This window comes from Lysinibacillus sp. KU-BSD001, from assembly GCF_042920265.1.
Lineage (GTDB): Bacteria > Bacillota > Bacilli > Bacillales_A > Planococcaceae > Lysinibacillus_B.
Genome location: NZ_JBDQZI010000012.1, coordinates 46856 through 59977 on the forward strand (window position 1 = coordinate 46856; position 13122 = coordinate 59977).

9 protein-coding genes are annotated in these 13122 nt (G+C 36.5%); 7 read left to right on the top strand and 2 right to left on the bottom strand.

The genetic code is table 11. The features are described 5' to 3' along the window. Positions 1-25: 25 nt before the first annotated feature. Both AAGS61_RS15900 and AAGS61_RS15905 read right to left on the bottom strand, forming a co-directional pair. Positions 26-1285, bottom strand: a complete 1260-nt coding sequence (locus AAGS61_RS15900) for a right-handed parallel beta-helix repeat-containing protein (RefSeq protein WP_391374029.1) — start codon at positions 1283-1285, stop codon at positions 26-28. Between the two features lie 873 nt (positions 1286-2158). Continuing rightward, the gene (locus AAGS61_RS15905; protein ID WP_391374032.1) at positions 2159-4897 is read right to left on the bottom strand and encodes a histidine kinase; all 2739 of its coding nucleotides are present in this window, start codon (positions 4895-4897) and stop codon (positions 2159-2161) included. A 595-nt stretch (positions 4898-5492) separates the two neighbouring features. On the opposite strand from AAGS61_RS15905, the gene AAGS61_RS15910 reads away from it, so the two are divergent. From AAGS61_RS15910 to AAGS61_RS15940, 7 genes are all read left to right on the top strand, one after another. Continuing rightward, positions 5493-6212 (top strand): YebC/PmpR family DNA-binding transcriptional regulator, encoded by a 720-nt coding sequence (locus tag AAGS61_RS15910; RefSeq protein ID WP_391374035.1) that lies wholly within the window; start codon positions 5493-5495, stop codon positions 6210-6212. A gap of 282 nt (positions 6213-6494) precedes the next feature. Next, positions 6495-8237 carry a methyl-accepting chemotaxis protein gene (locus AAGS61_RS15915; protein ID WP_391374038.1) on the top strand — a complete coding sequence of 581 codons (1743 nt, stop codon included), beginning with the start codon at positions 6495-6497 and terminating at the stop codon, positions 8235-8237. 150 nt (positions 8238-8387) lie between these two features. Continuing rightward, positions 8388-10082, top strand: a complete 1695-nt coding sequence (locus AAGS61_RS15920) for a M3 family oligoendopeptidase (protein WP_391374041.1) — start codon at positions 8388-8390, stop codon at positions 10080-10082. A gap of 404 nt (positions 10083-10486) precedes the next feature. Next, positions 10487-11566 carry an AI-2E family transporter gene (locus AAGS61_RS15925; protein WP_391374044.1) on the top strand — a complete coding sequence of 360 codons (1080 nt, stop codon included), beginning with the start codon at positions 10487-10489 and terminating at the stop codon, positions 11564-11566. A 125-nt stretch (positions 11567-11691) separates the two neighbouring features. After that, a complete protein-coding gene (locus AAGS61_RS15930; protein ID WP_391374047.1) occupies positions 11692-12153 on the top strand; it encodes a hypothetical protein in 462 nt (153 codons plus the stop codon). A 15-nt stretch (positions 12154-12168) separates the two neighbouring features. Further along, positions 12169-12420, top strand: coding sequence for a hypothetical protein (locus AAGS61_RS15935; RefSeq protein WP_391374049.1), 252 nt, complete (start codon positions 12169-12171; stop codon positions 12418-12420). 17 nt (positions 12421-12437) lie between these two features. Further along, entirely contained in the window at positions 12438-13040 is a 603-nt protein-coding gene (locus tag AAGS61_RS15940) for an alpha/beta hydrolase (protein ID WP_391374052.1), read from the top strand. Positions 13041-13122 lie beyond the last annotated feature (82 nt).

Sequence of the window (13122 nt, forward strand, 5' to 3'; positions counted from 1 at the left end):
GCCTCCTTTCTGTATATTAGAGAGCTTAATTTTTAGTACATAAATTATTTGAGAAACGGAAAATTTCATTTTTAAATTCGTTCTGAGGGTTTGTATCGTCACTACTATACAAATAGTCCTTTCGATTACATAAATAGTAGATATTATTTGAGAATGTATTATTAATATTATGATGTTGAACTAATATTTCACGATACCCTTCGTTTGAAAGGTCGTTTTTTATAAATATATTTTTTCTAATTTGACTATGATGTGCGCCACCGTTATCGTGGTCAGCGCCACCTATGACTAATCCAGATTTATCATTATTAATAATAATATTGCGTTCTACGGTGATGTTTATAGCGGCTTTTTCGTAATTCTCACTTGAAATGGATATGCCGAAATTATTTTCGCTCACGATATTATTTACTACTGCGATATGCTGACCGCCATCTACATAAATACCTGCTGCGGAATTATCGCCATCGTAAGCTGGATTTTTAGCCGAGGAATTTCTGATGACGCGATTATTAGACACCATGCCATTTCTAGCAATATCCATACAATTGTCCTCATCGCATGCACCATAATGTCCTGCTATATCAATACCGATATTGTTATTATCATAGATGTAATTTTGATCAATCGTAAATTGAGTCACATTTCCAGAAAGTGTTAAAGATTCACTTCTGCCTAACGTTAAATCATGTAATTTATTGTTTTTAATAACAATGTGTTCAATCGCTTTTGCTTTGTTGCCGTATACGATAATGCCATGTGCATTGCCGTCTTCAGCATAATTTGCAATATGATGAATGTTGTTATTGTTGAGCTCAATATGCTGACTAGCATTGCTTATTAAGATGCCAGCGGGATAACGATTTTCATCATCTGTTTTAATATTACGTATTTCAAAGTTTTGAATGCGTATCCCCTCAGCCTGTTTTAAGGAAAAGCCAGCCCGCTTGGAACCCTTTACTTCTATAGTAGATCCATCGATTATGGGAATTTCATCTTTGTATCCTTGAATAGTAAGCCAGCCTTGCTTTATATCTCCTATATCTTCAATCGTAATAAGTTCTTTATAGATGCCTTTTCTGACATTGATTGTATCGCCTGCTTGAACTTGATTAATGGCATGTTGTATGGTTTGCCAAGGGTCGTCTTTCCCTCCTGTTGCGCTATCATTCCCAGATGGAGAGACAAAGTAAACTTGGTCAGCATTTACTTCTATTGTGAAGAAAATACTAGAAAACAAAATAAAGCTAAGTAGTGTGAAAAATTTCTTGTATCCAGAAATCATGTGTTTTTCCCCCCTTATATGTAAATGTAATATATCGGTAATGATAGCAGTGAATTAACCGAGATTTGGTAGTGTCACTTTTTTCATTCAATTCGTAATGTTTGAAATGAATAACAATAAATTCTGTTATTTTATATAATAAATCAATTTTATAATAAAAAAATTGATTTTTTTATGTCTTTTTCATCTGGTATTATATTTTATAAAAGGTAAAAATATGTATTTTTTGGGCTTATATAAATTTTTTAGAACGTTAAATGTTTATGTGATGAAACAATAGGCCTAGGGTTTAATTATAAAACTTTAATCTTAAACGATTCTTAAAAGCTTAGGATGTAGAATATATTTATTTTTTCACATGGCATCAATAAAAATTAAACGATTATTGTAAATGTCAGTTGTGAAAGTATAAGCTGAAGGGAAAATGAACGGTGTATATAGTTTGAATATCAAAATCTGTTCTTGATTAAAAAGGGGAGGACGCTAATAGCATATGGAGTGAAGGGCAATAAGGAGGCTCCATCTTACACTAGACGTGTTTCCGCCCTATTTTATCTCGTAAACCGGATCGGTTAGGGGAAAACAAGTAGTTGATTACCTAGGTGTTACTACAAGATGTCATATTCTGAATCTAAGTGCCTCGATAAAGGAGTGAGGCACTTAGATTAAAAGCGTCAAACTTTGGCCCTAGCCCATCCTATGCACCAAAACCCCCACTGTATGAAGGTTGTTGAATATACGAATGTAAAAATTTTTTTGAAAAATAGAGTTAGATTTATTTCCGTTTTGTTCAGTCAAAAAGGTTCCATCCATCCCATTTCAAAGCGTTGGCTTACTACTAGCGTTTCCTCCTATAGAAACGTTTCCATTATATTAGTCATAGTGAAGGGGGATGCTGATTGTACAGATTGTCCCGAGTCCTTCTGTGCTGTCGATTTGCAGTGTCGCGTTTAAATTATGTCGGAGTCGCTCGAGTGTATTTCGCAACCCTAGTCCACTACTCATTTCCACGATATTAGCTAGTTTGTCGGCTGGTATGCCCACCCCATTATCTGCTACACGGATGAAAAATTGTTGTTCCGTTTTCCATATACTAATAGTGACCGTTCCCTCACTTCCCTTGGGATGCACGCCATGTCGGATTGCATTTTCCACGAGTGTTTGCAAACTAAATGGGGGAATATTGATAGCATCATAGGTTGTATCGTTCAGTACCCAGACAATTTTTAAGTTAGGCATAAACCGTTGCTCTTGAATAAAGGCAAAAGATTTGACGAGCTCAATTTCATCGGAAAGCGGTATCATACGAGATTGTATACGCGCATCAAATAAACTAGAAAGGAAGTTGCCAAACTCGTGTAGTAAATCAACCATCTTATCCTGATCAATCGTGCTTAATGAAGCAATAGTATTTAATGTATTAAATAAAAAATGTGGTTCAATTTGTGCACGTAATAATTCGGCTTCTAAATGAAGCTCATTTTCTACCATTTGTTTCATCGTAATGAGTGATTTGGTACGTGAGAGCAATTCCATAGGCTGAATCGGTTTCGAAATATAATCATTCACACCGGATTTGAATATAGTAGATAGTTCTAAATTATGTGCCTGTACGGTCAAGAATAGAATAGGTAACTGTACAAATGAAAAATTTTGACGAACTTCTTTAATAATGTCTAATGATGAATGTGCTGCAATCATCGAATCAATGATGACTAAATCATACTGAAGCGTTTTTAAATGTGTCCAAAAATTGGATTCATTGGCCAACGTAAGTTGATACTGTTGTGAAGATAGAAGCGCCAAGAGGAATGCGTTATCTGCATGATTTTCGGACCACAAAAGAATTTTGCCCTTATATTCAGTACACATAACAGATTGGTCTAACTCCACATGCCAATGTTCTTTTTCTACACTTTGTAATAGACGAATTTCTAGCATAAAAGGATTAAAAATAAGTTCGCCTTGCTGCATAGCAAGGATTTGATGACATACCTCAATCGTTAATTGATCAAGTTCTTCTAAAACTTCATTAGACATTCCTGACATGCAAATGGAAACATAGTCTCCTTGCTCTTGTACTTCAATCGTAATTTCACTACCATTTTTTAGCTTTATCAAAACATTGTTCAGTAAATTGATGAATACTTGACTTAACTTTTGCTCATCGCCCATAACATGAAGTAGCTTGTTTGGGTTGTTAAACGTCAGCGTAATATGATTGGCTTGTCCAAATGGTTGCAATAAGCTCAATAAATACGAAAGTAATGGCGTAACTGCAATCGATTTTTTTTCAATATGAATCGTTTCATTTTGGATTTGCGTATAATCGAATAAATGGCCGAGTGAAAAATTCATCATTCGTACGATGCTTTTCAATTTCGCTAAATCGACTTTATCATTTTCCAACTCAAAAATGAGTGAGTTTAACGGATTATATAAACGTTCCGAACTTTGGCGTAGAAAATCTTCTTTCATTTGGTCCCGTTGCTGTAACTTAGCTGCATATAATTTGATTTGTTCGTTAGTAATAAAAAATCGATAAAACCAAAAGCAGGCAATGCCAATTTCTATACTTAAATAATCAAACGGATAAAAAGGTAATTCATAAGGAAGTAGAGATTTAATCACCCGCCATAGTAAACCAGAACAAGCAGCCATTCCAGCAAAGAGTAAAAAGTATGTTTCTTTGACGGTAATCACCGTAACACGCCAAACCGCTCTATAAGTATATAAAACCGATATAATATAAAAGGGTATTAATAGAAAATCGATGAAGTCTTTATAAGCAAGCGGTATTATAAGCAAAATAAATAGAAATATACTAAATAACCCATTTATGAGTGATTGATATTTTAATTTTGTTGTATGGACTGGTAATAATTGGGCAAATCGAACGATGCAAAAGGCGGTACATAAATATAAAATAGAGGTCAATTTGGCTTCTAATGAATAAGGAAGTAAAAAGTCCCCCCATAAACTGTTTACAAAGCGATAGATTTCATCTAAAAAAGGGAAAATGTACATAATCGAATAGATTAAGACGATACGATTTCGATAAATAAATAAGTAAATGAAGACACTATAAGTAATATTGAGTAAAAGTGTAATTAAAATGATTAAATTTAATGTATTAATCAAATCAATGTAATCTGTTAACCCTTGTATGGAACTCATAATAATAGGCTTATGAAACAATAGCGTATGCTTATTTTCATTGGATGAAACAGTTAATGTAAAGTTCGGTTCATCAATCGTCACTTCTGCTAAATAAGCACTATAAGTTGTGCCAAATTTTTCAGACGGTTGACTAATGAGCCGATCATTCACAAATACTTCTGTTTTAAATTCACTTTTAGGAATATAAAACATGAGCGTTACTTCGCTCGGAAAAGAATCCAATGAAATGTGCATCGGTTGCTCATTGCTACCTTGTAGATGAAGTAGCTCATCATTTTCAATAAGAGCGTAATCGATACTTGTAGAAGTATTGTCAGGGACCTCTATTTGTATTGGATAAAAAATAAATAACCAAATTAAACGCAATGTTAATAAAAAGAAAAAACTACCTATTAAAAGAATTCCATAACGAGACCAAATATTATTTTTCATCATAAACTCCCGTTAGTATAGAATAAGTTGCTCCTATTATTTGTAAATTATTAACTTGAATACGTACTCGATCATTCATGCTATTACGAGTGAACGCTTTCCACGAACATGACCCCAGCCCTCGATGTGCTTTTAGAGTCCTTGAGATTAAACCCCATTTTACTATTATATAATGTTACGTATGTTGATTAGTGAAATTTAGATGCTATTTTTTTGATATTACAAGGCCGCATCTTCCACATTCACTGCTTTCGTTTTATTATTTTCCTCGTGGAATTTTAGTGATTTCTTCTAGTGAAATCAATTTTTGAAGGATGCAACGATTCATTTTTCTGTAGTAGCTTTTATTTTTGAAATTGAAGAACAGTATTACTTTTACATAATGATTCGAAATGTGATAAAGAAAAGGGAGCAGCAGGAAGTTAGTCATACAGGTATTGCCACATTATGGGGGGATGCCTGTATGCCTCTATAGAATAGTAGAGGAGAGGCCTCTATTGTGTGAAGGTTCACTTTATAATAAGCGACTTTTTTTGTATAATAATTAAGTTACAAGGCAATTTACATTTTATATAAATTGAAAGAGAGTGGAACTATGGGTCGTAAATGGAATAACATTAAGGACAAAAAAGCTGGTAAAGACGCTGCTAACAGTCGTGTTTATGCGAAATTTGGTCGTGAAATTTATGTAGCTGCTAAGTCAGGTGAGCCAAATCCAGAATCAAACCGTGCGTTAAAAACGGTTTTAGAGCGTGCGAAAACATATTCAGTACCAAAACATATTATTGAAAAAGCAATCGATAAAGCGAAGGGTGGCGGCGAAGAAAGCTTCGACGAGTTACGCTACGAAGGCTTCGGTGTCGGCGGTACAATGGTCATCGTGGACGCGTTAACAAACAATGTCAACCGTACAGCATCAGAAGTACGTGCGGCATTCGGTAAAAATGGGGGTAACATGGGTGTAAGTGGATCTGCTGCACATATGTTCCAAGCAACAGCTGTATTTGGTATTGAAGGTAAATCTGAGGATGAAGTGCTTGAAATTTTAATGGAAGCGGACTTAGATGCACGTGATATTCTAGATGAAGAAGGGACAATCATTGTCTATACAGAGCCAGATCAATTTCATGTGACACAAGAAGCGTTTAAAGCAGCGGGTATTGAGGAGTTTGCAGTAGCGGAGTTAACGATGCTTCCGATGACAGAAGTAGCATTAACTGGTGATGATTTAGCGAAGTTCGAAAAAATGATTGATGCGTTAGAAGACTTAGAAGACGTGCAACGCGTCTATCATAATGCTGATTTAGGTGAATAGTGTCCAGTGATACTTTAGTGGAATGGTTGAAAGGGACTTACTCGTTAATTGAAGCTGTGCCTGTAGAAAGCGATTCAACTGTAGTGAAAATAAACACGTGTGTTATAAAATAAAAGGAAGTGTGGTATCTATTTATGATGAGATGCCGCACTTTTATTTTTATAATTTTAAATATTTTTTAATTTTTGTAGAAAAATTGTCGGAATTTAATTGTTTAATTACATTTTTATGTAATAATAAAGATAACGGGGGATTTGGGAAAAATAGAAAAGTGGTGATGAAATGAGTGTTTTACGTACAATTCGTGGAAAATTATTGATTTTTTCATTTTTATTATTCTTACTACCTAGTTCAATCATTGGTTTTGTTAGTTACATGGAAGCGCAACAGGGGCTTGATCAGCTAGGAGAAACAGTAATTAAAAATAGTGTAGAATCTGCACTACAATTAATTGATCAAGCACAGGTAGCCGTAGACAGCGGAGCGATTACGGTACAAGAGGCACAGGAACAAGTAAAGGCTGCGCTGATTGGTGAAAAAGAACCAGATGGAAAAAGACAATTAGCGAACCCTTCTGATTTAGGAGAGAATGGCTATATATATATTATAAATCGCCAAGGGACGTTAATTGGTCACCCTACACGAGAAGGCGATAATTTATGGAATGACCAAGATAGCTCAGGTCAGTACTTTATACGTGAAGTAAAGGAACAAGCTGTAGCGGGTGGAGGCTTTACGTATTATGAATTTGAGTTACCAGGAAAAACTGAAGTGGCACCAAAACTAATTTATTCAAAGTTAGAAGAAGATTGGAACTGGATTATTGCATCAGGAACGTATTTACAGGATTTCAATGCACCAGCTAACTCGTTATTAAAGGTTATACTTATTACATTAGTCATTTCAACTGTCCTAGGGGGACTAGCGGCGATTCTATTCTCTCGTCATTTAGCTTTCCCACTGATGAAACTATCAAAACGTGTTGGACAAGTAGCGAAAGGCAATTTAACCGTAGAGTTAGACAACACAGAACGCCATGATGAAGTCGGTGTATTAAATCAAGGGTTCAATGAAATGGTGAGTCAGCTAAAGGTACTCATTTCCGATGTGGAGCATACGATTGGGGAAATTCAAAATACATCGACTAATTTAACAGCAGTGGCAGAGGAAACAACAGCATTTGGAGAAGATATTGTCAAAGCGGCAACAGAAGTAGCAAAAGGCGCTTCACAGCAAGCGGCAGATGCGGATGAAACAAACCAAATCACGTTAAGTTTTGCCAAAGAAATTGAGCAATTACATGAGAAAAATGAATTGATGCTACGCTCATCTGAAAAGATGCGGAAGTCGAATGCGGAAGGTCTAGATAATTTAACTGTATTAAAAGAGCGTTCTTCAGAATCTTATGAGCTTATTACATCGATGCAAGATGTATTAGATAGTTTAATTGGGAAAGTTCGTGACATCGAAGGGATTGTGAATACAATCAATGAAATTTCAGACCAAACGAACTTATTAGCGTTAAATGCTTCGATTGAGGCAGCACGTGCGGGGGAACATGGAAAAGGTTTTGCTGTAGTCGCCCAAGAAGTGCGAAAATTAGCCGACCAAACAAGCCAAGCAACCGATTTAGTGCGAAATACGCTCAGAGGGATTGAAGTAGAGACCAAATTAGTAACGAATGAGATGTCTAAAACGTATGCGATTGTTCAAGGGCAGCATGAGTCAGTGGAAACGACGGAACAGTCTTTCGAAGACATTGGCAATGCCGTTGAAACAATTATTCGTTCCATTGAAGAAGTATCGACAAGCGTGCAGTTACTAAATAATTCGAAAAATACGATGCTTGCCTCTATTGAACGAATTGCAATGATTAGTGAAACGAATGCAAGTATGACGGAGGAAGTAACGGCGTCTGTAGATGAACAGCAAAAAGCCGTGCAAATGGTGACAAACTCGTCGAATGATTTATCGAACGAAATTCAGGGGTTACAAGAATCCGTTAATAAATTCACGATTCGATAAATGCTTGTTTATTAATGGGTAGAATAGAGAAATAATACGGTTTTTTTAAGAGTGTAGGTAGTATATCTACACTCTTTTCTTGCATTTATAGGAAAAATACTAAATAATAAAGCTATAAATTTCGGATTTCGAATTAAATGGAGGGATACGATGAAATTTACAGATTACGAGTATAAACGTCCACATATGCCGACGATTAAGGAAGCAGTCCATGTATTGATTACACAATTTAAACAAGCGACAACAGTGGAAGAACAAAGCGAAGTGATTGAAAAAATCAATGCATATCGCAAAGATTTTTCTACGCAGGCGAACCTTGTATATATTCGTGCATCTATTGATACAACAGATGAATATTACCAACAAGAGCGTGATTATTTAGATGAAATCGAGCCCGAAATGGACGATGTGATCACAGAGTACTATAAAGCGCTTGTCAACTCACCGTTTCGCGCAGCGTTAGAACAAAAATGGGGAGCGCAGTTATTTGCATTAGCAGATAACCAAATTAAAGGCTTTTCACCAGCGATTATTGAATTGATGCAAAAGGAAAATAAATTAGTATCAGAATATAATAAGCTCGTAGCCTCTGCTCAAATTGAGTTTGATGGGAAAACATTAACGCTAGCCCAGCTTGCGCCTTATGGTGAATCAACAGATCGTACGGTACGTAAAGCAGCGCGCGAGGCATCAGCTCACTTTTTTGCACAAAATGGGAAAAAATTTGATGACTTATACGATCAGCTCGTGAAAATTCGCCATGAAATCGCGACAACACTTGGTTATAAAAACTATGTAGAACTTGGCTATATTCATATGAATCGCATAGACTATGATGCCGAGATGGTCGCAAAATTCCGCCAGCAAGTACGTGAATATATCGTACCGCTTGTTACAAAGTTGTACGCACGCCAAGCAAAACGCATCGGAGTAGTAGATTTAAAATACTACGATGAAGGGTTGAAGTTTTTATCAGGGAATGCGACACCGAAAGGCGATGCTGACTGGATTGTCGCAAATGGGAAAAAGATGTATGAGGAATTATCACCAGAAACAGGGGAGTTCTTCAACTATATGTTAGATCACGAGTTAATGGATTTAGTGGCGAAGAAAGGCAAGGAATCTGGTGGTTATTGTACGTTTATCGAAAACTATGATTCACCATTTATTTTCTCCAACTTTAACGGCACATCGGGCGATATCGATGTCTTAACACATGAAGCAGGGCATGCTTATCAGGTATATGCAAGTCGTAATATTGGCATTCCAGAATATTTATGGCCAACTTTTGAGTCATGTGAAATTCATTCGATGAGTATGGAATTTTTCACATGGCCGTGGATGGAGTTATTCTTTAAAGAGGATACAGATAAATATCAATTTGCCCATTTAAGTGGAGGGCTAATCTTCTTACCATATGGGGTAGCCGTTGATGAGTTCCAGCATGTTGTATATGAAAATCCAGAAATGACACCAGCAGAACGTCGCGCAGTTTGGAAAGCAATCGAAGAAAAATACTTGCCACATCGTGATTATGGTGGTCAGGAGTATTTAGAGTCAGGCGGCTTTTGGCACCGTCAAGGGCATATTTATGCAAGCCCGTTCTATTATATTGACTATACATTAGCGCAAATTTGTGCATTCCAATTCTGGAAGCGTTCACGTGAAGATTTTGAAGTAGCATGGAAAGACTATGTCCATTTATGCAGCTTAGGTGGTTCACAATCGTTCACAGGCTTAGTGAAAGAGGCTGGGTTAATCTCGCCATTTGAAGAGGGCTGTGTCCAATCGGTAGTGGGTGTCATTGAAGCGTATTTAAACAGTATTGATGATACAAAGCTATAAAAATGAAGGATGAGCGGTGGAGTTTGACTTACTGCTCATTCTTTTATTTTAAAAAAGGAATCCTCCTAAAGCGATGTGTTCTGTGCAAACGAATAAATAGGGTTTGAAAGAGGCAACAATGGTGAAAGCTATGTAAGTGATGAACACTAGCATTTTAGTTCATCTCTACTCTTTGGTGATAGTCTCTTTTTATAAGTCTTCTTTTTGATCAGTAAAATAAAGTATAATCAATAAGAATATTGAATGATTAAAGAGTGAAACATTCTATCGTTTCATCACGTATGTAAGAAGTAGTAACCTATTTCATAGGAAGGTGAGCACTTTACCAGTTTGGATAGCCCCGTGTTCATATCTTTCAAATACATAGTTTGATTTAGAGCAGATTAATAAGAAGGAGGTCAATAATGACAAAGAAACTATGGTTTCAAGTAGGGGTCGGTATTTTAATCGGTCTTTTAATTATTAAATATTTTATAGAGATTCAAGGGATCTTTAGTCCGTTTGTTATCATTTTAAAAACGATTTTTATTCCATTGTTATTAGGGGGCGTATTGTATTATGTTACGGAGCCGCTGCAGCGCTTGTTAGAAAAGCGCGGCTTACCGAGATGGGGAAGTATTAGTACAATCATTATTTTACTAGCAGGCGTCGTAACAGGTCTTTTATTAATGATCGGCAATCCAATTGCTACGCAAGTGAATAATTTAGTGAAAAATGCACCAATGATTGCGACCAATATTCAGGAAACAACAGATTACATTATTAATAATAGAGATAATTTACCGCCACAAGTAGGAGAGTTTGTTGACTCTATTTCGAATTCCATTCAGGAAATTGCGGTAAAAAGTAGTACATGGCTTGTCAGCGTTATTAGCGGAGCCGTGTCAGCGACGTTTACACTTATTCTCGTCCCATTCTTTTTCATTTTTATGTTAAAGGATCATGAAAAGTTCGCGCCAAATATTTATAAAATATTTACCGGTGAACGTCGGACATGGGTAAAGGAGACGTTAGAGGATATTGATCGTGTGCTTCGTAACTATGTACAAGGACAAGTCATCATTAGTTTGATACTGGCCATCATGATGTTTATTGGCTATGTAATCATCAAGTTAGAATATGCATTATTACTGGCGATTTTCGCCTTCTTTATGAATATGATTCCGTTTATCGGCCCGTGGGTATCTCTTGTACCAGCTGTCATTGTCGCAATTTTACAAGATCCCGTTTTAGTCATTTGGGTACTCGTCATTACTTTAGTAGCGCAACAAGTTGAAAGCAACTTAATCACACCAAACATTATGGGGAAATCATTAGATATCCATCCTTTAACAGTTATTTCAATTGTATTAGCAGCAGGGAATATTGCAGGGTTTATTGGGATTTTGATTGCGATACCGACATATGCCGTATTAAAAGTAATTGTTGTTAATATATACGAGGAGCGTAAAAAAATTAAAGAAGCTGCAACGAAATCGGTGTAGCCTCTTTTAGGAGAAGTCCCTCTCTATAGGTGGCGTCATTGAGATATGAGAGAAGTATGTCGCCAGGCTACTTCTCTTTTCTGTATGTTATACTAGTGGGCGAAAGAAATTAAAAGGAGATTTTTATGCTTACATTTGAACAAAAGCAAGCGATTATTGAAGAGTTCACACAGTTAAAAAAGAAGGAAATTTCATTAAAACGTATGAATTATCACTTTGAAGAAAGTTTGTACGAAAAGACGATTGTGGTTGAAAAACTACACCCAAATGGGAATGGTTTTGTATTCATTGGCGACTTATTAAAATATGAAAAAGAAGCGAATGATAAAGGTCTTGTCAATATTCGCGATTATTCGGCAGAGGCACTGCGAACGATTATTGCAGATGCGATTGAATATTTATCAGAGGATGTTGATGATGAACCAATTATTGAAGTATGGGTAGATCGCAATCGTACAAAGTTGGAATTAGTGTACGAAAATCGTGCGTGGAATGTATATCATAATGATAATTTAGAGGAAGCATTTGGTACGCGTGAGGCAGCGGTGGAATATTTACGCGAGGAAGGCTTCCGCCCAGTGAAGTAAAAGGGGGGAATGATGATGGAAGAGAGAACGTCCAATGGTAAAAAGTTTGCCTTTATTGTCATCGGGTCAATCATTATAGCATCTATTTTTGCCGTCATTGTAATTACCATTTTCTATAATACGTATGATCCATCCAAATATGGTCGCAATAATGGTGGGGTTGATCCGAATAATAGAGGTGTACCTGAAACAGAACAAGTAGATGAGCAATCCGCTCCTTTGACTAATTCGATGTATGAGTCTATAATTATCTCAAATTCGAGATAATATAGGGGCGTGAGTACATGCAACATATTTTTGAACAAGGGACAAAGGACATTACGTTATTATTACTGCACGGGACAGGTGGGACAGAGCGTGATTTGCTTGGACTGGCAAAAGAGATTGATGCAGATGCAAATGTTTTAAGTGTGCGCGGTCAAGTATTAGAAAATGGCATGCCACGCTTTTTCCGCCGTGTTGCTGAAGGTGTGTTTGATATGGAAGATCTTCGTTTCCGTACAGATGAGTTATATGATTTTGTCAAATTAGCGAGCGTTCAGTATGGCTTTGATGCATCGAAAATTGTAGCTATTGGTTATTCAAATGGTGCGAATATTGCAGGGAATTTATTATTCCGCCATCACAATAGTTTAGTGGGCGCCATTTTACATCATCCAATGGTACCTGATCGTGAAGCAACGATGCCAAACTTACACGGTGTAAATGTGTGGATTGGCGCAGGAACGAATGATTTCATGTGTCCACCGCAAGAATCGGAAGAGCTAGAGCAATTACTAGTAAATGCAGGTGCGCTTGTAGAAGTAGCATGGTTTGACTACGGGCATCAGCTAACAATGCCTGAAGTACAAGCAGCAAAAGCTTGGTATGATCAACTATTTGGCTAATAAAAACGCACTATCGCCAGTGAGCGAAAGTGCGTTTTTTCTTTGTTAAGGAAATTATAAAATGTCCCATTGTGGAAAAGAG

Coding starts and splice junctions, on each gene's coding strand:
- AAGS61_RS15915 (WP_391374038.1), top strand. CDS start 6,495: ATGAGTGTTTTACGTACAATTCGTGGAAAATTATTGATTTTTTCATTT.
- AAGS61_RS15925 (WP_391374044.1), top strand. CDS start 10,487: ATGACAAAGAAACTATGGTTTCAAGTAGGGGTCGGTATTTTAATCGGT.
- AAGS61_RS15910 (WP_391374035.1), top strand. CDS start 5,493: ATGGGTCGTAAATGGAATAACATTAAGGACAAAAAAGCTGGTAAAGAC.
- AAGS61_RS15930 (WP_391374047.1), top strand. CDS start 11,692: ATGCTTACATTTGAACAAAAGCAAGCGATTATTGAAGAGTTCACACAG.
- AAGS61_RS15905 (WP_391374032.1), bottom strand. CDS start 4,897: ATGAAAAATAATATTTGGTCTCGTTATGGAATTCTTTTAATAGGTAGT.
- AAGS61_RS15920 (WP_391374041.1), top strand. CDS start 8,388: ATGAAATTTACAGATTACGAGTATAAACGTCCACATATGCCGACGATT.
- AAGS61_RS15940 (WP_391374052.1), top strand. CDS start 12,438: ATGCAACATATTTTTGAACAAGGGACAAAGGACATTACGTTATTATTA.
- AAGS61_RS15900 (WP_391374029.1), bottom strand. CDS start 1,285: ATGATTTCTGGATACAAGAAATTTTTCACACTACTTAGCTTTATTTTG.
- AAGS61_RS15935 (WP_391374049.1), top strand. CDS start 12,169: ATGGAAGAGAGAACGTCCAATGGTAAAAAGTTTGCCTTTATTGTCATC.